Annotated in this window: 21 protein-coding genes; 3 read left to right on the top strand and 18 right to left on the bottom strand. The window is 46.5% G+C overall.

The features are described from left to right. Positions 1-123 precede the first annotated feature (123 nt). Complete coding sequence (locus RQP50_RS15535) at positions 124-531, bottom strand: Rrf2 family transcriptional regulator (protein WP_315745953.1); 408 nt, start codon at positions 529-531, stop codon at positions 124-126. A gap of 249 nt (positions 532-780) precedes the next feature. Here RQP50_RS15535 and RQP50_RS15530 point away from each other — a divergent pair, with 249 nt between their 5' ends. Continuing rightward, entirely contained in the window at positions 781-2325 is a 1545-nt protein-coding gene (locus RQP50_RS15530) for an FAD-dependent oxidoreductase (RefSeq protein ID WP_315745952.1), read from the top strand. Positions 2326-2421: 96 nt separating this feature from the next. Here the strand turns inward: RQP50_RS15530 and RQP50_RS15525 are convergent, their stop codons facing one another. The 6 genes from RQP50_RS15525 to RQP50_RS15500 form a co-directional block, all read right to left on the bottom strand. Continuing rightward, on the bottom strand, positions 2422-4464 hold the full coding sequence (locus RQP50_RS15525; protein WP_315745951.1) for a M56 family metallopeptidase: 2043 nt from the start codon (positions 4462-4464) through the stop codon (positions 2422-2424). Beyond that, complete coding sequence (locus tag RQP50_RS15520) at positions 4457-4843, bottom strand: BlaI/MecI/CopY family transcriptional regulator (protein WP_072729542.1); 387 nt, start codon at positions 4841-4843, stop codon at positions 4457-4459. Before RQP50_RS15520 ends, RQP50_RS15525 begins: the two co-directional genes overlap by 8 nt. Before the next feature lie 246 nt (positions 4844-5089). Further along, on the bottom strand, positions 5090-6964 hold the full coding sequence (locus RQP50_RS15515) for an ABC transporter ATP-binding protein (RefSeq protein WP_315745950.1): 1875 nt from the start codon (positions 6962-6964) through the stop codon (positions 5090-5092). Continuing rightward, on the bottom strand, positions 6961-8688 hold the full coding sequence (locus RQP50_RS15510) for an ABC transporter ATP-binding protein (RefSeq protein WP_315745949.1): 1728 nt from the start codon (positions 8686-8688) through the stop codon (positions 6961-6963). The genes RQP50_RS15515 and RQP50_RS15510 overlap by 4 nt, the downstream gene beginning before the upstream one ends. Continuing rightward, the gene (locus RQP50_RS15505) at positions 8685-9182 is read right to left on the bottom strand and encodes a MarR family winged helix-turn-helix transcriptional regulator (RefSeq protein ID WP_315745948.1); all 498 of its coding nucleotides are present in this window, start codon (positions 9180-9182) and stop codon (positions 8685-8687) included. Before RQP50_RS15505 ends, RQP50_RS15510 begins: the two co-directional genes overlap by 4 nt. Positions 9183-9490: 308 nt before the next feature. After that, a complete protein-coding gene (locus tag RQP50_RS15500) occupies positions 9491-10192 on the bottom strand; it encodes a CPBP family intramembrane glutamic endopeptidase (protein WP_315745947.1) in 702 nt (233 codons plus the stop codon). An 87-nt stretch (positions 10193-10279) separates the two neighbouring features. Between RQP50_RS15500 and RQP50_RS15495 the strand changes: the two genes are divergently transcribed. Continuing rightward, a complete protein-coding gene (locus RQP50_RS15495) occupies positions 10280-11020 on the top strand; it encodes a MerR family transcriptional regulator (RefSeq protein WP_072729547.1) in 741 nt (246 codons plus the stop codon). 169 nt (positions 11021-11189) lie between these two features. Here RQP50_RS15495 and RQP50_RS15490 read toward each other — a convergent pair whose 3' ends face one another. From RQP50_RS15490 to RQP50_RS15470, 5 genes are all read right to left on the bottom strand, one after another. Then, positions 11190-11825: an RNA ligase family protein gene (locus tag RQP50_RS15490; RefSeq protein WP_072729548.1), complete on the bottom strand. Its 636-nt coding sequence runs from the start codon at positions 11823-11825 to the stop codon at positions 11190-11192. A 14-nt stretch (positions 11826-11839) separates the two neighbouring features. Next, complete coding sequence (locus tag RQP50_RS15485; RefSeq protein WP_315745946.1) at positions 11840-12799, bottom strand: AAA family ATPase; 960 nt, start codon at positions 12797-12799, stop codon at positions 11840-11842. A gap of 78 nt (positions 12800-12877) precedes the next feature. Next, positions 12878-13456 carry a DNA-3-methyladenine glycosylase I gene (locus RQP50_RS15480; RefSeq protein WP_072729638.1) on the bottom strand — a complete coding sequence of 193 codons (579 nt, stop codon included), beginning with the start codon at positions 13454-13456 and terminating at the stop codon, positions 12878-12880. A 201-nt stretch (positions 13457-13657) separates the two neighbouring features. Then, positions 13658-14953: a WD40 repeat domain-containing protein gene (locus RQP50_RS15475; protein ID WP_315745945.1), complete on the bottom strand. Its 1296-nt coding sequence runs from the start codon at positions 14951-14953 to the stop codon at positions 13658-13660. A 42-nt stretch (positions 14954-14995) separates the two neighbouring features. Further along, a complete protein-coding gene (locus tag RQP50_RS15470) occupies positions 14996-16057 on the bottom strand; it encodes a suppressor of fused domain protein (protein WP_315745944.1) in 1062 nt (353 codons plus the stop codon). A 258-nt stretch (positions 16058-16315) separates the two neighbouring features. On the opposite strand from RQP50_RS15470, the gene RQP50_RS15465 reads away from it, so the two are divergent. Next, positions 16316-17317, top strand: a complete 1002-nt coding sequence (locus RQP50_RS15465) for a cation diffusion facilitator family transporter (RefSeq protein ID WP_021255980.1) — start codon at positions 16316-16318, stop codon at positions 17315-17317. Positions 17318-17470: 153 nt separating this feature from the next. On the opposite strand, the gene RQP50_RS15460 is transcribed toward RQP50_RS15465, so the two are convergent. The 6 genes from RQP50_RS15460 to RQP50_RS15435 all read right to left on the bottom strand — a co-directional run bounded on the left by RQP50_RS15460 (position 17471) and on the right by RQP50_RS15435 (position 25306). Continuing rightward, on the bottom strand, positions 17471-18118 hold the full coding sequence (locus RQP50_RS15460) for a nitrite reductase (RefSeq protein ID WP_315745943.1): 648 nt from the start codon (positions 18116-18118) through the stop codon (positions 17471-17473). A 187-nt stretch (positions 18119-18305) separates the two neighbouring features. Further along, positions 18306-19760 (bottom strand): MBL fold metallo-hydrolase, encoded by a 1455-nt coding sequence (locus RQP50_RS15455; protein ID WP_315745942.1) that lies wholly within the window; start codon positions 19758-19760, stop codon positions 18306-18308. 82 nt (positions 19761-19842) lie between these two features. After that, a complete protein-coding gene (locus RQP50_RS15450) occupies positions 19843-21042 on the bottom strand; it encodes an FAD/NAD(P)-binding oxidoreductase (RefSeq protein ID WP_315745941.1) in 1200 nt (399 codons plus the stop codon). Positions 21043-21304: 262 nt separating this feature from the next. Further along, positions 21305-22528, bottom strand: coding sequence for an MFS transporter (locus RQP50_RS15445; protein WP_315745940.1), 1224 nt, complete (start codon positions 22526-22528; stop codon positions 21305-21307). Next, entirely contained in the window at positions 22521-23297 is a 777-nt protein-coding gene (locus RQP50_RS15440) for a DeoR/GlpR family DNA-binding transcription regulator (protein ID WP_315745939.1), read from the bottom strand. The genes RQP50_RS15445 and RQP50_RS15440 overlap by 8 nt, the downstream gene beginning before the upstream one ends. A gap of 167 nt (positions 23298-23464) precedes the next feature. After that, positions 23465-25306, bottom strand: coding sequence for a fibronectin type III domain-containing protein (locus RQP50_RS15435; RefSeq protein WP_315745938.1), 1842 nt, complete (start codon positions 25304-25306; stop codon positions 23465-23467). Positions 25307-25443 lie beyond the last annotated feature (137 nt).

Genomic DNA, 25443 nt, shown 5'->3' with positions numbered 1-25443 from the left:
TTTATTCTGTCCCCCTGCATCAACACTTCCTATTTATTTGTAGTTTGGAACATTCGACATTTCGAGATACACATATTAACAACAACATTAGGTACTAGACGAAATGATCTCCATTTCAGTAGATTACGAATGCGATTTCTTATGGAGTTGTTGAGCGATATCGATTAATTTCTTATTCTTCAGATGATTCTCCATCTTCTCTTCCGCTTCCTTCATCACCGCTTGAATCAGACATTCTTCGCCGTGGACGAAATTACATTCGAATAACGAGGTCGAGCCTTCGATAGCATGGATAATATCCAGAAATGTAATATCTTCTCGATGACGAGTCAGGCGATATCCCCCATTGGCTCCCGAGATCGATTCAATCATGCCGGCCTTCACAAGTCTCGTTAATATTTTGGACAAGTACGTTGGGGACACGCCCTGGGATTCTGCCAACTGTTGTACGCCAACTGGCTTAAAGGTAGATGCCTCAATCAGCATGAGCATAGTATGGAGCGCATAATTCGTTGCTTTTGTAAATTTCATGGACAACCCTTCTTAATCATAGATTTATGATATCGATAATATCCGCGAATGGCTAGCATGTCAATTAGGCTGCAAGGCATCGAACGATTCGGATTATACCCTAGAAGCGCTGATATTTCCTTTCTTCGTCATACAGATCGATGTTTGTATTCCCTAGTCTGTACGTATGATTTCAATCACACACTGATTAGACACGGATTCCCAAGGAAATGAATAGACAAAGACAATCTATATAGGAGGTTCGCTACTATGCACAATGATTCCTCGTCCATTCAAGATCTCCCCCAATTTCCTGAATCCTATTGGCGGGACTCCGCAACGATTCCCTCCTTCCCGAAACTTGCTAAACATACGGAAGCAGATGTTGTAGTAGTTGGAGGCGGAATTTCCGGCATAACAACGGCCTACCTCTTGGCACGGGAAGGACTCCGCGTCGTGCTTGTTGAAGCAGGTCAGCTGCTGAATGGCACGACTGGTCATACGACGGCCAAAATAACAGCGCAGCATGACCTTATTTACGACGAGTTCAATCACCATTTCGGTCAAGAACAGGCAAAGCTGTACTATCAAGCGAATATCGAGGCAAAGCAATTTATTAAGCATATGGTTCAGGAACATAAGATTCCATGCGATTATGAGGAACGGGACGCTTATATCTATACAAATTCGGATGAGTACCTGCCGAAGCTTCAAACGGAACTCGCTGCCTATGAGAAGCTCGGGATTGACGGTGAATTGGTCACTCAAATCGATCTGCCTGTGCCGATCAAGGCGGCCCTCGTCATGCGGAATCAAGCCCAATTTCACCCGGTTAAGTATTTGGACAAGTTAGTTCAGCTGTTTGTGGAATTAGGCGGGCAGATCTATGAACATACCACTGTAGAAACCATCGATAAGGGTACGCTGCCGACCGTAATTACGCAAGATGGCTTCAAGTTGACCTGCAAGCATGCCGTTTCATGCTCCCACTTTCCTTGTTATGACGGGATGGGATTTTATTTTGCAAGAATGCATGCTGAACGCTCCTATGTTGTGGGCATCCCCAATAAGAATGTTCAATTGTCAGGCATGTATATTAGCGCAGAGAACCCAAAACGCTCGATCCGTACAGCGGCATTGGATACCGGTGAAAGCTTGATACTTATTGGCGGTGAAGGTCATAAGACCGGACAGGGCATTTGCACCATTAAGCACTATGAAGCACTGCAAGCATACGCGAATGATGTGTTTGGGGCAGCAGAAATATCGTATCGATGGTCGGCTCAGGATTTAGTTTCTTTGGATAAAATGCCGTATATCGGACAAATATCTTCTTCAGTACCGAATGTTTACGTTGCAACCGGATACCGGAAATGGGGCATGACCAATGGCACGGCTGCTGCGCTCCTGTTGAGGGATATGATTATGGGGAGAGAGAATGCCTATCAGGAACTATATACACCGTCGCGCTTTCATGTCGATCCTGATGTGAAGACATTTTTCGCTCAGAACGCGGATGTTGCCAAACATCTCATTAGCGGCAAATTGGAGCGTGTTCACAATAAGCCTGAGAATCTATCGAATGATGAAGGCGCCGTTGTATCGATTGACGGTAAAAGAGCTGGAGCTTATCGAGATGAACATGGCATGCTTCATCTCGTTGATACCACTTGTACGCACATGGGTTGCGAACTGGAATGGAACCACGGCGAACGAAGCTGGGATTGTCCTTGCCATGGGTCAAGGTTCTCCTATGAAGGCGATGTATTAGAGGGCCCGGCAGCCAAACCATTGACCAAAATACAGGAATCCTGAATCTTGATGATTCAGGATTCCTGTCATGGATTTATATAATACTTGTTATGCATGACTATGTCTCAGGTCGTCGTTATTTGGATATGAATGTCTGCTTTAATTCGTGTAGTCGTTGATCATCCATATATCACCATTCTCGTTAAACTCTATCGCAAATATACGCTCTCCATCTTTAACAAATTGAGCACTGCCGGGAGCCTTTGGATTTCTCTGCATTTCATATTCATGTAGATTATATCCGAGCAATTCAGCAACAAGAGGGAAAGCAGCTGTTTGTAATTGCTCATCCGTGATTTCAAGCTTTTTCTGCTTTTGGCTCGCGCTTGTTTTAGGATTGCTCGAATAGGTAGATAATGAAGAATCATAAATTTGACGAATCTTATAGGTTTTCGGATCGAAGCTGACACCGCCGTCAGAACCATAAGACAAATACACGGTATTGTAGCTGTCAGAGAAAAGTTTGGATGCAGCGGTAAGCTGATCAGCTTTTTTGCCGCGCAGTACAGCAAGCATGTATTGACCTTTTTTATTTTCATCATCCGAAATTTGGTCAGGACCTACATCATAGGACGTAGTGATTGTGTCATTCGAAAATCGCACTTCAACTCGATGATCGTTCTGATTATCTATCAATTTCGTTTGAACCGTATATTCATTCGTGTAAGGATCATTGAAAATGGTACGACTGATTTTAAAATATGGATTCCCTTTGTATCCACTGTCTTGCAGCGCTTGCGCAGCCTTCTTCAACAATTCAGAGCCGGCTGCTTCTGGCGTCAGATCCAACCCTAGTTGTACTCTCGATAGCTTGCCGGTGTCAGCGTTTACCCATATGTAACGCTGACCGGGGCCGTCATTTGGAGAGCTTTTGAATGCAAGGAACAAATCCTTCGTGTCTTCTGTGGGCATGATCTCTTGGAGCGGAAGCGGCTTGCCCAACTGCTGCATGACATCACTAACCGTTTGCTTAACCGTAGTGCGGATTTTTTCATTAACCTGATTAAATAATGGTTCATTTGCATACAGTTCAAGGATTTCGGATTTCTTCGGCTCTGGTTTATCCGCTGCCGCGTTCGTTAGGGCAATGCAGGCAAAAATGGAAATGATCGCGATTCCGAGAATGGTCCATTTATACGAACCTCGTTTGAACAAAGCAATCATGTTTATTCTCCTTTTAATGAGGGATTTGTCGGTTGAGAAGCTTGTCGCACTGACAGGACGAAAGCCGGTTGTCATATTCGCTTCCACCAGCTTGACAATGGTGTATCCATACTGTTTGACCTCATCTTCTTCCAAACAAGAAATGACGCGATCGTCACAAGACAGCTCCTGGTCTTCCCTCATTTTACTGGATGCGTACCATAGAATCGGATTGAACCAGTTCAGGATAAGCAGGATGGTGAATAACCAGTTTGTCACAATATCCTTGCGTATGTAATGAACAAATTCATGAAGCAGAATATGTCTTAGTTCTTCATTGCGAAACTGTGCAAAATACTTGCCGGGCAGCAATATCTTCGGTCGTAATACCCCATACAGTGTAGGACTGCTCACTCCATTCGATATCAGCAGCGGCAGTGTTCTCTTTATCTTCAAATCCTCGCGACATTGCTGAAGTACACGCAAGCTGTCTTCATCGGATACGACATAGGATTCTCTCATCATCCCGCGCGAAAATTTGCGGTTCGATACAAGTACATAGGCTGTCATTGTCAATACGCCAAGTAACCAGCTAAGTGACAATGCGGAGTGAATGAATGTAGGACTATCGTTATTCGTGACATCTGACCGCTCAGCACCAGACATGCTATTGTCCAGAATATGGCTGGTTTCGTTTGTTCCTGATGCATGTTCCGCCGATAATCTGTTCATATCATCATCCATTGACGAGATAGGAAGCGCAATTGGTTTATCTGCAAATGAAAATAGATTATATAAGCTGAACGAGCTTTCAGGTACCCAAGGCAGCAGCATCCTGGCAAGCAGAACGAACCAGAGCATGTACTGCCATTTGATCGGGAGACGATCCTTCAATGCGGCCCTCACAAGCAAGATAAGGACAACAATGATTGATGCCATTAAGGAAGTCTTTGCAACCCAATCAAAAATTATAGTTAACCATGTTAATAAGTTATTCATCTCTACGCTGCCCCTCGTCGAGTATTTTCTTCAGCTCCTCTACTTCTTCTGTGGATAGCTTCTCTTGCTTCAGGAAATTAACAAACATCGGCTTCAAGGCGCCTCCATATAGACGCTGCAAGAAGGAATTGCTCTCTGCCCTGACGCACTCTTCTTCACTGACTACAGGATAATATAGATAGGTTTTCCCTTCCTGTTCATAGCCGAGCGCATTTTTGTTGAGCAATCGATTAATTAACGATTTAATCGTAGCTGGCTTCCAGTCGCTATTCTCACTTAGCTTCTCGATTACATCGTTCGCTGACAGCTTATGGTTTGTCCCCCAGAATACCTTCATGACTTCCCATTCAGCATCCGAGATTCGCGGAATTTCTGTCATATCTTCAACCTTCTTTCTATTGATTACATATGTAATTAACATCCCGAGGTATAGATTACACTCGTAATCGAAAATTGTCAAATTTTATTCGTTTCTGTAACGCGTAATTTACTCAAAAATAGAGATCTTGTAATCAAATGAAGTAACGTAATATTTATTATGTAAACTTAAATTCGGGTATCATTTGCAAATAAAAAGCCCGAGTATGCTGATCCATCGTGGACTGACATACTCAGGCTATAGAAATTAAATTGCTTCTGGTGTTGATTCTTCGAATTGACTATTATATAGATCCGCGTAGAAGCCTTTTTGTTCGAGCAACTCATCATGGGTTCCTTGCTCAATTACAGTACCTTTGTTCATTACAAGAATCAGGTCAGCGTTACGTATTGTCGACAAACGATGAGCGATAACGAAGCTCGTTCTTCCCTTCATTAATTCGTTCATTGCGCGCTGGATATGAACCTCAGTGCGTGTATCGACACTGCTCGTTGCTTCATCCAAGATAAGAATGGATGGATTCGCAAGAATCGCGCGTGCGATCGTAAGGAGCTGCTTCTGACCTTGTGAAATGTTGGAGGCTTCTTCATTCAGAACCGTATCATATCCCTTCGGTAGCGTACGGATAAAATGATCGGCGTGCGCAGCCTTCGCTGCGCGTACAATCTCCGCTTCCGACGCTCCTTCTCGGCCATACGCGATATTTTCACGAATGGTACCATTGAAGAGCCATGTATCTTGAAGCACCATACCGAACATCGACCGCAGACTGCTGCGTTCCATGTCGGTTATATCCACGCCATCGATTTTAATGGCACCGCCATTAATTTCATAGAAGCGCATCAGCAGGTTAATGAGCGTCGTCTTCCCTGCTCCAGTAGGACCTACAATCGCAATCATTTGTCCTGGATTTACATGGATATTCATGTCTGTAATGAGCAGTTCATCTTCCTTATAGCCGAATTGCACATGCTCGAAGTCCACTTGGCCGACTGGATGTGCGATCTCAACCGGCTTCGCTGCTTCTGGAACCTCTTCTACCTCATCGAGTACTTCGAATACCCGCTCTGCAGAGGCAATCGTCGATTGAATGACGTTTGCAATGTTGGCTGTTTGAGCAATTGGCTGTGTGAATTGCCGAGCGTATTGAATGAATGCTTGAATATCACCGATCTCGATCGATTTCTTCGTCACGAGCAATCCGCCAACAACACAAATCAGCACATATCCAATATTGCCGATGAAGTTCATAAGCGGCATAATCATGCCGGAAATAAATTGTGCCTTCCAACCCGATTCATACAAGCGTTCATTAACCTCATTAAATTCTTCGAGTGATTTTTCCTCATGGCCGAACGCTTTGACAATATTATGCCCCGTATACATTTCTTCCACATGCCCGTTTAGCTCACCAAGTGACTTTTGCTGTCCCATAAAGTGTTTCTGCGACCGAGAAGCCACCATCTTAATGACGATCGCACTGAGCGGCAATGTCAGCATACAGATGAGGGTTAATAGCGGGCTGATGGTCAACATCATCACGATGACTCCAATGATCGTGATGATGGACGTAATTAACTGCGTTAAGCTTTGTTGCAGCGTTGTACTTATGTTATCTACATCGTTCGTAACTCTGCTTAGAATCTCACCATGCGTGCGCCCGTCAAAGTACTTGAGCGGTAGACGATTCAGCTTATCATTGACCTGCTGACGCATGTCATACACAATTTTCTGCGCTACACCTGCCATCAAGTATTGTTGGATATAACTGAAAAACGCACTGAACAGGTACAAGCCAACAAGCAGCAGTAGGATATTAGTAATAAAGTCAAAGTCCATGACAGCTGGGAGTCCGTTGAACTTCGCCATTGTAAATTCAAACAGCTTGGTTGTTGCTTTACCCATAATTTTAGGACTGACGATTGAAAATATGGTACTGAGTATAGCCATCAAAAAGATGATGAAGAGCTTGGTTCGGCTCGGTTTCAAATAACCGAGAAGCCTGCGTAAGGTACCCTTGAAGTCCTTGGCCTTCTCACCCGGCATCATCATCCCCGGCCCCATCGGTCCACCGCCACCATGCTTACGGCCGGAATTCGCTGCTTTATTTTTTTCACTCATGCGATCTCCTCCTCCGACAGCTGCGAGGATACAATCTCACGATACACTTCACTAGATTTCAGCAGTTCTTGATGCGTGCCAATATCTGCGATTCGTCCTTCCTCCAGCACAATAATCTGATCAGCGTCCTTCACCGTACTTACACGTTGTGCGACGATAATTACAGTTGCGTTAGTTGTTTCTCCTCTTAATGCTGTCCGCAGCTTGGCATCTGTTTTGAAGTCTAGAGCGGAGAAGCTGTCATCAAAGAGATAAATCTCAGGCTTGCGCACTAGTGCCCGCGCAATGGATAAGCGCTGCTTCTGTCCGCCTGATACGTTCGTTCCCCCTTGGGAAATAGCTGAATCGTATCCTTCCGGCATAGCTGCAATGAAATCAGCAGCTTGCGCAACTACTGCTGCATGCTGCAATTCCTCATCTGTCGCATCCTGCTTGCCATAGCGAATATTATCTGCAATTGTGCCTGAGAATAGTACGGCCTTCTGCGGCACGTACCCAATCTTCTCCCGCAAGCCCTCCTGAGATAACTCTCTGGCATCTACACCATCAATCAGGATGCGCCCACTGTCAATGTCATAGAATCGCGGAATGAGATTCAGCATCGTAGATTTACCGGAACCTGTACCGCCAATAATGGCAGTCGTCTCTCCAGGGCGGGCGCTGAATGAGATATTGGACAATGCTGGATTCTCTGCACCCGGATAGCTGAACGTCACGCGATCGAACTCAATGTATCCGCGAAGTCCTTCCGCTTTCTTTACATGATCCTGATCACGAATGACTGGTTCCATGTCAAGCACCTCGTTAATTCGTGTGGCAGATGCGGAGGCGCGCGGTATCATAACGAAAATGATCGATACCATAACAAGAGAGAACATAATCTGAGCCGCATATTGGATAAATGCCATCAGATCGCCCACCTGCATGCTGCCGGCATTGATTCGATCCGTTCCGAACCAAATGATCGCAAGTGTCGAGAAGTTAAAGGCAAGCATAATGACTGGCATTAGCGATGCCATAATGCGGTTTACCTTTACCGCTGTCTGCGTTAGGTCTGTATTGGCTTCGTTGAAACGGTTCTTCTCATGCTCGGTGCGATTGAAGGAACGAATTACCCGTATACCAATTAAGCTTTCACGAAGGACTTGATTCAGCTTATCGAGCTTTTTCTGCTGTGCCTTGAACAGGGGAATCCCTTTACTAGCTACGAGAAAGATTGCAAGTGCCAAGATTGGGATAACAACGGCTAGCACTAACGTTAGCTTGGCATCCTTATTAACGGCCATAATAATCCCGCCGATACACATCATCGGAGCACTGATCATCATGCGAAGAATCATGACAAGCACCTGTTGTACTTGTGTAATGTCATTGGTCGTACGCGTAATAAGCGAAGCAGTACCAATGTTATCGAACTCCTGCAGGGAAAAATGCTGAACGTGATTAAATACCTTGCCGCGCATTAATTTCCCATAGCCCATTGCAACCTTGGCTGACAAATAACTGCTCACAATCGCACAGATTGTCCCCCCGATTGCTACCGCCAGCATGAGACAGCCAATTTTCCAAATGTAAGGGACATCTCCTTTGGAAATCCCGAAGTTTACAATATCAGACATGAGTGTCGGCAAATACAACTCCGACAGCGATTGTACAAAAACAAGCGCTAATATGATGCCGATCGGCACTCGGTATGGTTTCAAATACCGAAACAACTTCATCATGCTTCCTCAACTCCATCTCCATCATCATGTGTCTTTTCTTTTTCTCGTTGTTGGCTGCGGATGTCATAGTATTCGTAAACTTTCTTTAACAAATCCGCGAGATGAAGGCTATCCTCCTCACCTAGATGCTGAATCAGCCCGTTAATCTGTTCCTCGAATTGTTTCTGACCTTCTTCTGTTGTCTTAAATCCCTCTTCGGTCAGTTGTACTCGAACGGCACGCCTGTCTTCTTTATCCATAAACCTCTCCACAAGTCCCTTTTTCTCCAACACATTCAAGGTCTGAGTAACCGTCGGAGAAGTGAGCCGCAGATGGTTGCTGATGTCGGATACCCGCATAGCCGGCTCTCCCTCTTGCGCATGGCGCTTGATGCAGAACAGCATCATCATCTCACTGCGCTTCTTGCCTGCTGACATCCGTTGATTCCACTCGGCCCGATTGAATCGCATGAACGATTGGACGAGCTTATACGCCGTTGTATCTGGATCGAACATTTCCGCATCACCTCATAGATTCTAGAACACGTTTCATCTCTATATTAGGTTAGCTAACTATTAAATAATCAAATAATTAGGTTACCTATTATTTTATTACTGAATTATATACCTCTAAAATAGATGATGTCAAATTCAGATCCTCCCATGTTCTCAATCATTCTGTTTACAAGTAAAGCACGATTAACTCCATTCCCCCCTTCTTAGAGTCGGTAGTCACTATCAGGAAGCATAGAAAAACCCCGCCCAAAGATGGATGAGGTTCGTCAGAATAATCACCTGTACGGATTCGATTGGATAAATCAGCATCAGCCTACCACCGTTAATAGAACACCAATCGTATTCGTTATGCCATGGACAAGGATTCCAGGCCATACGGAACCCGTACGCTCATACGCCCATGCGAATATGACTCCGCCAACGAAATTAACGGGCATCGCATTTGTCGTTGGGTAGTGCGCTGCAGTAAAGATCAACGCGCTTATAAGAAATGCTCCTACCATTCCAACACGTGTCCGCAGCCAGCGATAGATGAATCCTCGATAGAAGATTTCTTCATATACTGGCGAAATGATCCCTGCCGATATGACACCAAGCAGCAAAGTAAATAACGTAACATGCTGTTTTAGGCTCTCTGTTTTACTATTCTCCACCGTAGTCCCTAGAAAGCTGGTAAGATAAACGGTTGCCAAGCTGAGTATAATAAGTGCAAGTATCCAGAGTATGATTCTCCACCAATCTTTAGCCGAAAATGACTTTACTCCAACTTCTGTCCAGCTCAATTTCTGTGGCCGTAAAGCAACGAAATATATGCCCAGCATTAGCGTTATGGCTATAGTAAGTCCCGTCATCGTGCCTGCATATAGTGTGTTCTGCATCCAATCATCGTACAATTGCTGCAGTGGATATTTAATCACAAAAATCACAAATACGAATTCCAGTGCCAGCAAGGCCAGCATTTGGCGCCAAGTCCAAGGATCATTTTTCTTCCACATCTCTGTTGTCTTCAATCTTCATCCCTCAATCCTCTATGTTATAATCCAACTATATTAGGTGACGTTACGTAACCTGCAAGCACTTTTTTCAGGAGGACTGACATGAATCGCTGGACAACAGGACAAGTATCGAAGATGAGAAATGTATCCGTACGAACATTGCGGTACTATGATCAGATTGGCCTACTTACGCCAAGTCATAAGGAAGACAACGGTCGACGCTATTATTCGGAAGCAGATTTATTTACGCTTGAGAAGATCACGCTCATGAAGTCATTGTCACTCCCGCTGGAGGATATTCAGCAATTGATAGACAAGCTGTCTTACCGTCACATCCTAACTGCCCATTATAATCATCTTCAGAAGCAGTTAACATCGTTGCAGACGAGCATTTCCAATACAGCGACACTCATACATATGATTGATATAGAGGGAAATCTCTCTTGGGAGAAGGTATCGAGTCTTGTGCAGAACGCACCAGAGAATTCCGAGCAGTGGATGGATTACTTCGGAGAAGAAGAAAGCAAGTTATTGCGCCAGACTCTTCCGAGTCTCGGCAATAGCGATCCAATCACTCAACAATATGTGTCCTGTCTGCGGCGGATCGAATGGTGTATTCAACAGTCTATTCCGCCAGAATCGGATGAAGGTTGCAAAATTGCAATTGAGCTGCATGAGCTGTCGATGATTACATTTGAGGGTGATGAGGAGTTAAGCGAGAAGTTCTGGGAAGTAAGAAAACGTCCTGCCAGTGAGACGGGGTTATTTCCGATATCAGATGAGGTATTGGAGTTTCTAGAAAGAAGCACGGCCTATGCCCTGAACAAGAAAAAGCAGGGGTAAAATAAATACGGTATTCGATAGCAGACCAGCTTGCTTGCCGATTAAGGAGGAAGCTGGTTTTTTAGTTTGTTGTTAGGATAAATCCTCTATAGATCGGTACTTCTATTATGAATTACATGATACCCATTCCTTTCTTATAATCTAGTATTGTAAATTAGCGAAAATTCGATTATTGTCTCACAAGACCATTTGGTTCGATCGGCTTGCTTAACCAATGTTCATCGGTTTGTACATGATTGCGGCGGACAAACTTTGCTGCACTTTCCTTGAATGCATCATAATGAAATGCAGACGCGAGTCGAACAACATAGCCCTCCTGTTCCCCACCGCAGCGGGATTGCATCGTATAGCACTTCCTGACGGCTTCCTCATCCCATATTCCCCGATACAGCACCGGAACAACAGTAAGCTGAAGCTGTTCAGCCCATTCGAGGGTATCGTCCCAAGATAGGCATATGTTCTGCCCATTCCATACCGAGAACAGCATGAAATAACTCGGCAAGTCCGTATAAGATAGCGAATGCTTCGCATATACATTTTCACCGCATAATCGATAGCCTTCCGGGATCATGTATTGAATGCCGCCATGCTGCATTTTGACGATGTGCCGAGAAGGATGATCCTTGCTGTCCAGGGAACGAGCGTGGATGCCATTGTTATACATCGTTGTATTCTCCCCGTCCATTTTTTCTGTAACAACAACCTCGCGGCCGATGAAATGATCCGTATTCCGCAAGATTTTATCGTCATTCGTATAGCTTCTGGACCAGGGAAGGTGCATCGTTTTCGGATATTTGATTTTCATGTCGTTTCACCTCCTTATTTCGCGAAAGTGTCGGCTTCCGCAAAAAAATACAATTGAGCCAGCATCTCATCGCCTAACAAATGATAAATATGAGATGCTCCAGCATCCCCGCCGTGCAGGATCTCCATATGGAAGCTGACTAGATTGACAACCTGCAGGACAAATTCCTCGTCGTACCCCATTTGCTTCAGGACATGGCAGGCGATCGCTGCGGATACATGTTCATGACCATAATAGGAGTAATATCCCCGGCTTTCCTTCCACACCTTGCAGAATGGCTTGCCTGCATCATGAAACAGTGCAGCAAACTGCATTGCCAGCATGTTATCTCCTTCGTAGAACGCACGTACATATTCCAGCACCGCATAGGTATGCTCGGACAACGTTCTCGAATGATGCGGATTTTGTTGATCATATCCTACCATCACCTGAAAATGCGGAGAGCGGGACAAATAGTTGAACAATTCGTCGTGATCCGGATTATCCGCAAGCAGCTCTTCCAGCTCCGAGCGCGAAAGCATAGCATCAGCTGGAGCATGCACGATATGAAGTTGTTGAAAGCCTTCGCCTAGTACCGGAAACTCAAAGTGCTTAGCAAACTTGGACATAACGGTCTCGTCAATCCTACGCTTCCTAGATTGAGCCCGCTGCATGGCGATATCATAGGGCGTGCTGCACACATGACATTCCACCGGGACCTCCCTGAACCGCTTCAAGAACTTCAATCTTCGTTCTCGGCTGACATTGGTTGCGTCAAATACTACATTGCGCCCAGAAGCCAATGCTTGCTCAATCTGAGAGAAAGCTTCATCAAATACGACATACGTATTCTTTTGCTTCGCCTCATCTCCGAACAGCTTCTGACGTATGGAGTCGGTTGCTACATGAACAGCCCTATGCTGCTTGCACAACTCCTTCGCGTAATGGCTCTTCCCGCTACCCGGTATGCCGGCCAGCATGTGAATGGAACTCATCGATTTCTCACCTCCTTTCAAATCTCTTTTATTAATCGATACCTCTATTCATACATCAAACAGACATCTATCCAAAAACTAAGATCGAATCGTTTGATGTGACGGATGGCAGATGCATTCCAGCGTATGATCATTCACCATGCCAACCGCCTGCATGAAGGAATAGCAAATCGTGCTGCCTACGAATGAGAACCCGTCTTTCTTAAGCTGTTTGCTCATTCGATCACTGATATCGGTTGTAACGGGAACCTCCTTGATGGTCGCCCAATGGTTCACAATGGGTTGGCTATCGACGAAGCTCCATATGTACGTAGAGAAGGAGCCGTGCTCTTTCTGGAGTCGCAAAAAAGCGTGCGCGTTTTTAACGACACTGTGAATTTTCAATTTGTTGCGCACGATCCCTGCATCATCAAGCAAGGATTCCAGTTTCTCTTCCGTGTACTGCACGATTTTTTCTGCCTCGAATTGATCGAAGGCTTCACGGTAATGCTCTCTCTTCTGCAAGATTGTCCACCAACTGAGCCCCGCCTGCGCACCTTCCAGGCACAGCATTTCAAATAACTTTCGATCGTCGTATACGGGAACGCCCCACTCTTTGTCATGGTAGTCCACATATAGAGGCTCATTTTCTTTTACCCAAGCGCATCGTTTAGACATCGTTGTATACCAGTCCTTCTTCAATAAATCTTTCTTCAATTAGAGATTTTACATCATGATTTTATGGTGTGATGCTGACAACTTACAAACTCAGAAACTCACACAGCGCAGATCATCAATATTATATTCTTATCTGGTTAGCAGGTTCGATCAGTAGAGCGTTTTATGCCATACTTCTTCCGTATTTCTACCTTACTTCAACTACCAGCGCAGTGGCTCTTCATCTCGCCATAGAATCCAGCGGTCAATCTCTATGATATTCGCAGTACCAATGCTGTACTCACTCTTGACACCGCTCTGTAAATCAATGAGATGCAGCATTCCTCCATATGTGCCTACCGCTAATCGTGATTCATCTGGTGATGCGACAATACCGGATAAGGTGCTGCCGACAAAATATCGCCATATCTCATTACCTTCATTGTCTATTTTGCGCAAATATCCATAGGCATCACCCAATATATGACCATCTGTCAATGCAGCAGCGGCGTATATACGCATCTCATCATTCATTAGCGGCCACTTTCGTTCTGCCCCAGCTTCAAGCTGCTCCAAGTCTGCAAGCGGGATTTGAATCGTTGCCCCATTATAGAAATGGCATGCATTATACCACACTTCGCCACTGTCCTTGGCGAACAGGGAATAATGCGGATAACTGGACTGCGGCTCGAACGTATACACCTTCCCACTTGCCGCATCTCGCAATAGATGTTCACTGCACTGGCTGCCATACGCAAGCCAGCGTCCATCTGGAGACACAGCACCGTGCACCATATCAATGTGAGTATCCTCGTAATCATATTGCTGCATCTCCGTCAGTTCAGGATGAAGCAGCTCGACTTGGTCTTTGTTAAGCAAATAGATGCCGCAATCGGTTACGAGAAGAAGACTTGAGCCATTGTCGAATGGAATAGCCTCCTCAATATGGCTAGCCGGATGTTCTGAATCGGCAAGTGATTCACAATCATTCAAGATTGCCTTAATACGTTGCTGTATAACTTGCCAGGACCAAGCGGCAATCTCTTCGCCCTCCCCCAAGCTTGTAACGATTCCTCGTATTATACGTATTCCTTGCTCATTACTAAGCGCGAAATAGTTTCCGTCCGAGGAGCATCCAATATGATAGAAGTCAGGAAGCTCAGTAATTCGATCCTGTTGAATGAGATAGATGCCGCCGCCATAAGTACGCACAAGAACAGTTCCATCGTTCAGGCAGACAATTGGTTTGATTGCTTGCTGCTTCTCTTCATAACTGGGTGTAATTGGCCAGGAAGCTGGCGGAATTTCCTGCCGCAATCGCTCATTATCACCTTCTTGATTGGCAGCTCGTATCATGTCAACGATGTCTGTGGCCATGTCTGAACGCTGATCATCCCCTGGCTCTTGTTGTACCTGTTCCCAGTTGCTTTCCATCCCGACGCGCACATATTCATTAATTTCCGAGGCATACCGCTTTCCTTCTGTGCGCCACGCAATTTCTTCTCTTAGCCAGCTCATGACAACTCCTCCTCATACCCATTCATGTCTCTCGTGTCAGCCTTATCCAATAACCTCGACGACGTTGCCTTCTTGATCCTTAATTTCTGTTATCTCAATCTGAAAGACGATGCTCTGTGTAGACGCAAGTTCGATCATGCCCGCCTTCGGCTCCAGCTTCGTGCTTAGTTCAGCAACCGTACGATCATCTACGAACAACTGAATCGCATTTTCTGTCGTTTCGTGAGAAGTACGATCGCCCGATTTTATTACGATTGTAACCTCTGGCCCAACCAGTGTAAGTTCTTTGCGCTTCAAGATCCGCCCCTGCAGCAGCTTCCCAATTAAGTCCGCCTGCTTTGCACCGATGAGGAGTTTAGCCGGCTTCTTGCCTAACCATCCATTCTTGCCAGATTCCCATCCTAATTGCTGAACGAATAAGATTCCGGTGTTTGAACCATCATTCTGCATTCCTCGCTCAGCAGCTTCGGCCACTTCTGGCGTGCGAAGAAGCGACTCCCGCTCCAGATCGGTAATGTAATAAGGCAGGTACGTTTGGGATACATTCAAAAGGCCGAGTGTATTCCAAGTTTGCATCGCTTCAAGCTCATCATTTATAATCCCTACCATTTGAATGAACTCTACCTTGCCATTCGGGGTATCGATTGCATGCAAATCGGGATCTTCAGCGAAGGCGAGCGCTGTTAATTGGGTATCTGCATCTAAGCATATCGGCCCGTTCGCATCCAGATAATCTCCCGATCGAAATACATTGCCGGAGTTGAATATGTATCTCCCCATGTTTTGCAGCAGATTAAGCGCCCATGCGGGAGGTTCCTCATCCTCAGGCTGCCTAACCAGTCTGAATGTAAGTTCGAACCCGTATCCGCTATATTCTTCATCGTCTAATTCTTTATCATAAAGTTCTGAAAAACCATAGGTGACAAAATGCCAATGCGGGTATGGAAAATCCGCCTTGTATGCACTGATTCCATCCAAGGGATCATGTCCACCCAATGCATATGAAATGATCGTGCCGTAATGCTTAGGCTCCTGCTCGCCATAAATTGCTGTGACTGCTTGATCAATCGCATCCCATCCGGCGGTGCTTGCTTCTTGATCCATGTATCGTTTCCTCCCCTAAGGCTCAATCAATGTAAGTTAGTAATTACGAATAAGCAGTTCATAACTGCCACGCTCTGTCGCGTAATTCTATCAATCTCCTATCCTGGTAATTATATCAATGATAGAAGCAAAAATGAAATCTCGAAACTATTTTTGATTTAAACGTATTAATAATTGATTGCATTAAGCTTCTTGTAATAAAATTAGTAAGCTTAGGCAACAATTTCATTTATCTTATTCATCATTTAGGAGGAAGCAATGGATCCCGAATCGGAACGAGAAACGGTATTACAGCTTATTAAGAAAGGAAACAAGTCCTCTGCAATTGCAATGATAGGAAATGCCATTATTGCAGCTGCAAAAGGCGCAGGTGCTGCAATGAGCGGCAGTGGGGCGATGTTCGCATCTTCCATGCATTCTCTGGCGGACAGCGTGAATCAAGGCTTTGTATTCGTCGGCAGTATCCTTGCGGAGAAGAAGCCCACTCGCCAATTCCCTACTGGATTCGGTCGAGTCATCAACCTCTTTTGTATGGTGGCTGTTATTGTTGTAACGATTATGGCCTACGAGACGATACGTGAGGGCCTGCATTTACTTCAGCACCCCGTACAAGCGAGCAGTGGGGCGTTCTGGATAAATATCGCGGCATTAGTATTCAATTTAGTTGTTGATGGAGCTATTTTGCTCAAAGCGATGAAGGAAATTACGAAGGAAGCAAGAGTTGAAACAAAAGGTATTGCATTTATCCCTGCTTCATTTAAGCATGTTAGTCGTTCTGCACCGCCCACTCGCTTAGTATTCTATGAAGACCTTGTTGCTGTTACGGGTGCCTTATTGGCCATGAGCGCAGTTGTCGTCACTTCCTTGACAGCATTTAAGGCTTTGGATGGAATTGCGACGCTTCTAATCGGGATATTAATGATTGGCGTTGCTTTTCGAGTCGGGTATGACAATATGGTTGGACTTATCGGGGTCGCAGCTCCTCGCGATGTTGCGGAGAAGGTAGCTTTCCTTATTCTTGCTGACTCAGACGTTACGGATATTAATGATTTGCGAATTACGCAGGAAGGGCGCTATTATCACGTCGATGCGATGATCGAACTGCGCAAGGGCTTAACCTTAGCCGACGCTGACGATATTATTTTCCGCGTTCAAGACAAGCTGATGGCGGATCCAGATATTACAGACGTTATTTTGGGTGTTTTAGAGGATAACGGGGTTACGGACTGGACGCCTGAAGCGTTGAACGAATTCTCATAATCCATATACAAGAGCGGTACGATTCAAGAAGATTCTTGATCCGACCGCTCTTTTTTATACACAAGTGTATGAAGCATCATTCAACTATAAATAAGAGGTTATCAGAACGATAAACGATATCATATACATGCAGATCTTCCCTAGCGTGCAAGGTTAACTTGATTCAGTTTTACTTTCGGTACGCACAGCTTCTTCGATAATCTTTTCGAACGACATGCGTTGAATAAACTTAGCGTATTTCTCCTTCTTCTTGCCATTCGCTTGAAAGAAATCGATCATTCGGGTGACACAAGGGATTAACTGCTCCGCTGTCACTCCGGAAATCGCCAATTGTCCGAGGGTTGGCTTGATTGTTTTCGGTTCTCCGCCAATGTATATATCGAATGCATCCTTCATTTTCACAATTCCGATATCCTTCAGCAACGGTTCTCCTGTTCCGAGTGCACATCCAGAGTAGCCTATCCTGATCGGATATGGAACCTCTATTCCGGCTATCGCTTCATTCAGTTGCTTAGCAAGCTCCATATTCGTGTCTTCTGCTCCTCTGCAGAAATTACATGTAATCAAGCTCTTGGTGTAGAAGCCCGCTGGGTTGATCTCTAACCCTACTTCCTTCAACCGCTGCTGTACCTCACCCATTCGTTCTTCTTCCATTTCGACATACAGCTGCTTGAAGGTAGTCAGCTCGATCTTTGCCTGATTGCCTACGATAGAACCAAGCAGTGACAACTGTTTAGGCGTAAAAAGACTTCCTCCTTCTTCAAAACCCGGAGTTACTGCAAACTTCGCGAGATGCGTCATCCGATCCCTCCTCTATATACTTAGGGCGTATGTTCGTGTTTTGTTACTTTTATAGTATACCCCCCTATAGTATATAGTCAATGGATTACTCCCTGTACAGCCAATAAAAAAAGCGAGCATGCTTTGCCCGCTTTTTACTCATTATTTTATGGTATTCCTTGAAATGTATGGGCCAAGATCTTGCCATCTATCGCGTTACAATAGGCAATCCCTCTTCTTGCCACCTGACAATGCCGCCCTGCAGGTTGAAGACATTCGTAACGCCATGTGCCTGAAGAATGCTGACCGCAATGGCGGAACGCATTCCGGTTCGGCATTGGACGAGCACGGGCATTTCAGTCGGCACCTCACGAACACGTTCCGGCAGCTTGCCAAGCAGTATATGTTTGGCATGTTGAATGTGGCCTTCCTCCCATTCTGCACTTGAGCGCACATCCACAACTACGACCTCGCCGCCAACTACCTGGTCTGCGATGCTCGCAGGAGTAACGTCAGGATAAGATTCCACCAATTCTTTGGAAGATGAACGGAGGGCGCTATCCACCCACATCTTCGTCGCTTCGATCAGACCTTCAATTCGATCGATGCCAATGGATCGCAAATCTCGGGCAATGTGAGGCAATTGTTCCTCTTCCCCCATCACATACAGCGGATGCTCGTCATTCAGGAGCCATCCGGCCCATGAAGTAAAGGAACGATTGTATGGCACATTAATCGTTCCCTTTACATGCGCGGCACCAAATGCAGCACATGGGCGAGTATCCACGACGATTGCTCCTGCTTGCACGAAACTCGCGACTTCTTCCACACTCCCTTCGATTTGCTCTGGAACAAAAAGCTGGCCAAGTAATGTAGGCCCTACCCGATTCACGTGCTTCATTCTCGGAAAATAAGTTGGCGGTTCGGGTTGCCCCGCCAGTAATGAGTTAACGAACTCATTTTCGTTCGTGAAGGACAGGGCCCAATTGAAGCGCTTCTCATAGCCTACCGTCGATGAAGGAACTGCGCCCAGCGCCTTGCCGCATGCGCTTCCCGCACCATGGGCAGGCCACACCTGCACGTATTCGGGAAGCTCCTTGAAGCGCTGTAAGGAGCGGAACATTTGCCTTGCTCCCTCCTCTGCCGTGCCTGCCAGCCCTACTGCCTTCTCCAGCAGATCAGGGCGTCCCACATCACCGACGAACACGAAGTCGCCCGTAAAAATGCCGATCGGAGAATCGGCCCCTCCGCCCCGATCCGTTAGCAGGAACGAAATACTCTCAGGCGTATGGCCAGGGGTATGAAGCACTTCGAATTCGAGATTGCCGATGTGGAATCGGTCTCCATCCTGCACAAGGCGATGATTGACCTCGTTCCCGCTCTCATCGTTCACATACGAATACATCCAGTCCGGCCCGCCTTCGCCCGATAAGTAAAGCGTTGCTTCGTGCTCCACTCCGAATTCGCGCATTCCAGACACGAAATCAGCGTGTATATGGGTTTCGGCAGCAGCGATGATATTCAAGCCTTCGGATTTAGCTGTTGTGATATATGGCATTACATCGCGAGCCGGATCGATCACGATCGATTCCCCCGTAGCTTGGCAGCCGACCAGGTAGGAAGCGTGAGCTAACTTGTCATCATAAAAATAACGCAGCAGCATTAGGCAATACTCTCCCCTTTCTAAATAAAACAACCACGGGTACTTGATTAACTTAACATTATGAATTTTTCGTAGACTTCTCTTACATTCGGCCCTTCAGCATCCCGTGCCAGTACATTTTAGGCAGCAGATTTTTTTTCAGCATATACATGCTGTACCGTTCCTTCGACTGATCAAACGGGAATGTTTCCTGCGGGGTCAGATCATAATCGAACTCCGCCAGAATAAGCCGATTATAGCCGGTAACGAGCGGACATGATGTATAGCCGTCATAACGTGCGGCAAGCGGTTGTCCAGCTAGCAAGCTGATGATATTTTGAACTGCGACAGGAGCCTGCTTGCGGATGGCTGCTCCCGTCTTGGAAGTCGGGAGGTTGCTGCAATCTCCGAGTGCGAACACGTTCTTGAACCGGAGATGCTGCAGCGTATGTTTGTCGACTTCGGTCCATCCTGCGGCTCCTGCAAGCGGGCTATTTCGAATGAAGTCGGGAGACGACATGGGCGGCACGACATGAATCATGTCGTATCGAAGCGTCTCCCGATCCTTCGTAACCACGTGCTCGAACACGGCTTCCTTCCTCACCGAATCAATCGAGATCAGATCAAGCTGGTATTTGGTCACAATATCTTTTCGTTCGATCACCCGATTAAGTGCCGCAGCATATTTCGGGACGGCAAAGATAGACGCATTGCCCGAAGCGAAGATGATGTTCGACTTACTTCTAACCCCAGCTTGCCGGAATGCATCGTCGGCTAAATACATAATTTTCTGAGGCGCTCCCCCGCATTTGATTGGCGTGTTCGGCTGCGTGAAGATTGCATTCCCGCCACGGAACTGGCGAATGGACTTCCACGTGCTATCGACGTATCGATAATCATAGTTGCTGCACACCCCATCCCGTCCGATGCACTCCTTCAGTCCCTTGATCCGCTCCCAGTCCACCTGAATTCCCGCCGCTACGACGAGGATCTCGTACTGGATGACGGTGCCCGCCTTGGTAACGAATCGGTTGACCTCCGGATTGAATTCCTCGACCGCCTCCTGAATCCAGTCGGCTCCCTTCGGGATCAGTGATTGCTGGCTACGTTCGGTCGTCTCCTTGCTGACGACGCCTCCGCCGACAAGCGTCCACAAGGGCTGATAATAATGTTTGGTTTGCGGATCAAGTAGCACGACTGAGCCGTGAAGCGCTTTCGATTCGCGCAGCAAGCGGGCCGCGACCGACAATCCGGCGCTGCCTGCCCCGACAATGGCAATGGTATAGTGAAGCTTTTTTGGCATTCAATGTCCTCCCCTGCTTACAAGTGCTGCTAGCTGGTGCACATGGGTATTTTCGCGCATTCTTGCTTGCCCTCATTTCCAAAGGAGTTATTGTGGGATAGTGAATCCACTTAATGTACCGATGGTCAAAATATATGGCTAGAATCCTCATTCTATGATTGCATAACAAAAAAGCAATTCCGCTTCCATGTTGCGAGGAAGGAATTGCTTTTCATTCGATTAATTTTATTATCTTAGCTTTGCATGTACTCTAGTAATAACGCTAGGAATGGTTATTGGTGATCGCTTCTGAAGTATGGATTTGGCTCGTCTGTTTGCTCGTCGACAAGAACAAATTCAGGCGCTTTGATCCGAATACGAGCAGCAGCATCGTTACCATCACCCCGAAGAAAAGCCACATGACGGCTTGAACCGGCCATATGTCCATCATTCTACCGACTGCAATCGGCAGAAGCGAACCACCTAGTCCATTTGCCGCCAGCAAAATACTCGTTGTCCGCTCAGTCATGCCGGGAAGGGCACTATTCGCATAAATCAGCATGATCGCGAACATGCCTGCCATTCCAAGCCCGAGGAGAAAACTAATGACGTACCCTCCCCATGCCTGTGAGATGAAAGGCAGAATGAGCAATACAAGGACACTGAGCACTGTCGTGATCCATAAAAATCGATAGTACGTTATCTTCTCTGCAAGTACACCGCATAGCGCGCGGCCGATAACCATCGCCGTCCAATATACCGTAACCGTCAATGTTGCATCAGAGGTTGCGACGCCCCATCTCTCGATAAACAGGGATGGGAAGAAGTGCACAACAGACACTTCGCTTCCTCCATAGAGCATGAAGAAGAAGGCGCATAGGACAAGGAAAGGAATGGACTTCGCTGAGTAAGATTCACGCTTGGCTTCGGAGCCCTTACCTACTGTGCGCGTCAACATGGCATCGACATGACCGAATGACATCCGCTGCCAGGCGATTGCCGTGAGAAGTGCGCTTATGCCGAGCAGCAGGAAAGAGTATGTCCATATCCCACGTGCGATTAAGAAGCTTGCCACGAATGGTATCATCAAGGCGCCGAGGCCAAAAGTAACCTCCAGCTTGCTCATCGCGATGGCTTGCTTCTCTTTGACTGCGACAAGAATAATGGTACCGATCCCTGACTCCACAAGCCCCGCTCCTGCCCCCGCAAATCCGGCTATCAAAATAACGACTGGCCATGGCGGGAGGAAAAACAGCAGCAGCTCGGCGCTAATCATCAGCAATCCGATCATAACTCCTCGTTTCCGACTGAACCTTCGAGAAATAGCAGGCATACTGAGAACGCCGAGCAGCATACCGACGAATTGAACGAAGACAAGTATTCCGCCGTCCGTATAATTCAAGTCATAGTTCAGAAGCAGTTCAGGGAGCACTGCACCCATAATGACAAGTGTTACCCCAGTTACAATGTATGATAGACAACCCATCCAAATTAGTCTGTTAATCATGGTGCACCTCTCTGTCAGCAATGATGATCTCAACGCCTATTTCATTTACATAACGCTGCCACTCCGCATCTGGCTCACGATCTGTGACGATAAAGTCTATATCTTCTAAGCCTGCAACACGATGGAACATCGTCTTGCCGAACTTGGAGTGGTCAGCAAGGACAATGACTTGGTCTGCGCTGCGAATCACCTGACGGATGAGATATGTCTCTTCTTCAAAGTCGGTCGTCAGTCCATTCATGGATAATCCACAAGTGCCGAGGAAGGCCTTGTCGAAGTGATAGTCGCTTAGCATCTCAATCGCCCGCGATCCATAAATCATGCGTTGATCATTGTTTAATAGGCCGCCAAGCAGCTGAATGCGAGCTTGATTCCTTGCCGCCATCATACCAGCCATGTCGATGGAATTCGTAACGATGACATTCCCCTTGGTCTTCATATGTTCTCCCACACACCGTACCGTCGTGGATGAGTCCATGTATAAGTAATCTTCGTCGTGAAGGAGAGCAGCGGCAACCTGACCGATCATCTGCTTGGACGTCGTCTCCTTCTGTAACCGTTGGCCGTAATTGGGCATTTCCTTCGATATGGTAGGCAGGACGGCTCCACCTCGTGTGCGAACGATACATCCTTGTTCCTCAAGCTTGATAATGTCCCTGCGTGCCGTATCTCGTGATATAGACAGCAGGTCGCATACTTCTTCCACTTCAATGCGCTTGTTTCTCTTCAGGTGCTCTAATATAGCTGCCAAGCGTTCCTCTTGAAACATGGATTCTCCCCTGTTCTGTTAAGTAAAGTTAAGTGTTATTAAGTAAATCTAAGTATTAATCATGATTATAAGCCATAAATGGGAAGTGTCAATAGGAGAAGCGACACAGTTTACCTACATGAAAAAAGGAGTTCTGATCGATTCAGAACTCCCCTACTTCCCTTCTATTAGGATTTGAGCTGCCACAGAGCTGGAACGTTAGACGGTTCCCAACCTAGCAATGAAGTATGAGCTTGCCGACATACATAAGTCTTTCCGCCATAAGTGACTTCGTCGTTTGCCTTATAGCTGACATTTGGAGCCCATGGCTGAGCTCCGCCTTGTAAATCTGTCGTTACTTGAACACTAGTTCCAGTGGAAACATTCCCGGCTGCATCCTTAGCAATTACGGTAAATGCGTAGTTTGTATTGGGCGTTAATCCCGTAATGGTTACGGTTGTGTCCGTCACATTGACAGCATTCGTTCCATAAGACACGGTATAGCCAGACACGCCGACATTGTCCGTCGAGGCCGACCAGCTGAGTATTACTGAAGTTGCGGAGTTTCCAGTTACCTGTAAATTACTTGGGGCGGTTGGGGGTGTTGTATCTCCACCTGATCCCGCTGGAGCTGTCTTCACCGTTAGCGGTGCGCTTGCAGCGGATTGATTCCCCTTCGCATCCTTCGCAGAAATCGTGAAGGTATAATTCGTATCTGGCGTCAATCCCGAGATGACAGCATTCGGATTCGAAACGCTCACAGATTGAGTCCCATAGGAGACGGTATATCCGGTCACCCCAACATTATCTGTGGAGGCCGTCCAGCTGAGACTGACACTGGTGGATGTCTTAGCTGTAACGATTACGTTTGTTGGTACGGAAGGAGGTTCCGTATCGGGAATAGGCGGAGTTAATGCATCCAGATAAGCACGATGACTGTTTGAGAATTCAAAGTTATTGAACTTATCCCAGTTCACTGACCATGTCATCAACCCACGGAAGTTCGGATATCCAGTCGAACTGCCTCGTGTCTTGTAGCTGGACAACTGTACGCCTTTCATGAGCGCATCAAGTGCTTTATGCACTTCTGCAACCGTAGTGAACCCGCCCCCCGCATTCGTATTTGCAGGCAATCCGAGCATAACTTGATCCTGACGCAGTGCCGGGAAGAAGTTGTTTGGATTTTTGGCAACAGGGAATCCGGTCAAGAGCATGTCGGCCATTGCCACATGGAAGTCAGCATTCCCCATCGTGTGATACTGATCATCCAGTCCTGTAATCGGGCCTGAGTTGTAGTTCTGCACTTGTAGCCAATCCAGAATATCGCGTGTAGCATGGATGACGGGCAAATAAGCGCCTGCGCGGTTGTCGCAGCTAATACAGCTGCCGCCATAGAAGGTATAGCCTAATTGGACGAAGAAAGTTTCAGGAGCCATGGTCAGGTAGAAGTTATCGGTTCCAAAGTGGTTATTAATGGTACGGAGTGCAGCAATGAGGTTGACGATAACTGGAGTGGTGGGATTTTTGAAGTCACTGTCGCCAGCGTTCAGATAGAGGGAGTGTCCTTCGAAGTCCACATCAAGTCCGTTGAAGCCGTATTTCTCAATGATCGCAATGACTGAATTGACGAAATTATCCCGGGCTCCGGCGTTCGGCAGTTGCACCTGCCCATTCTGGCCCCCGATGGAGATAATGACTTTCTTGCCTTGGCTCTGTAAGTAAGCGACATCAGCCTTGAAGTCGGCATCCGTATAATTGTAAGGCGTGAAGCCGATAGTACCATTCGTGACACCAGAGGTTGGCTCTGCGAAGGAGACGTTAATGACATCGAACTTAGGAGATACGTCACGGAGCTTGATGAACCCGGAACCATTATCGAAGTTGTGCCAGTAGCCTACAATCGTCTTGCTGGATACGGCAGCTTGAGCTTGCGGCGCCCAGAGTACCAGACCTTGCAGGAGCATCAATGCTAGAGCTGCATGTAAGACAACCATCCATTTGCGGCGGGATGTATTCCCTGTACGTAACATACGTAATCATCCTCCTTTAATCCATAATGATAGCGCTTGCAAAATGTTGATAACAGATTTGGTTATCCCTCCTATTTCATCACCAGACATATGAGACAACACCTCCATGAGCATCTGCACTGATGTTCCATGCGGCT

It is taken from the genome of Paenibacillus suaedae (assembly GCF_032337355.1).
In the GTDB taxonomy this organism is placed as follows: domain Bacteria; phylum Bacillota; class Bacilli; order Paenibacillales; family Paenibacillaceae; genus Paenibacillus_B; species Paenibacillus_B suaedae.
Note: the sequence above shows the minus strand (reverse complement) of the source record. Positions and strands in the feature narration are given on the sequence as shown.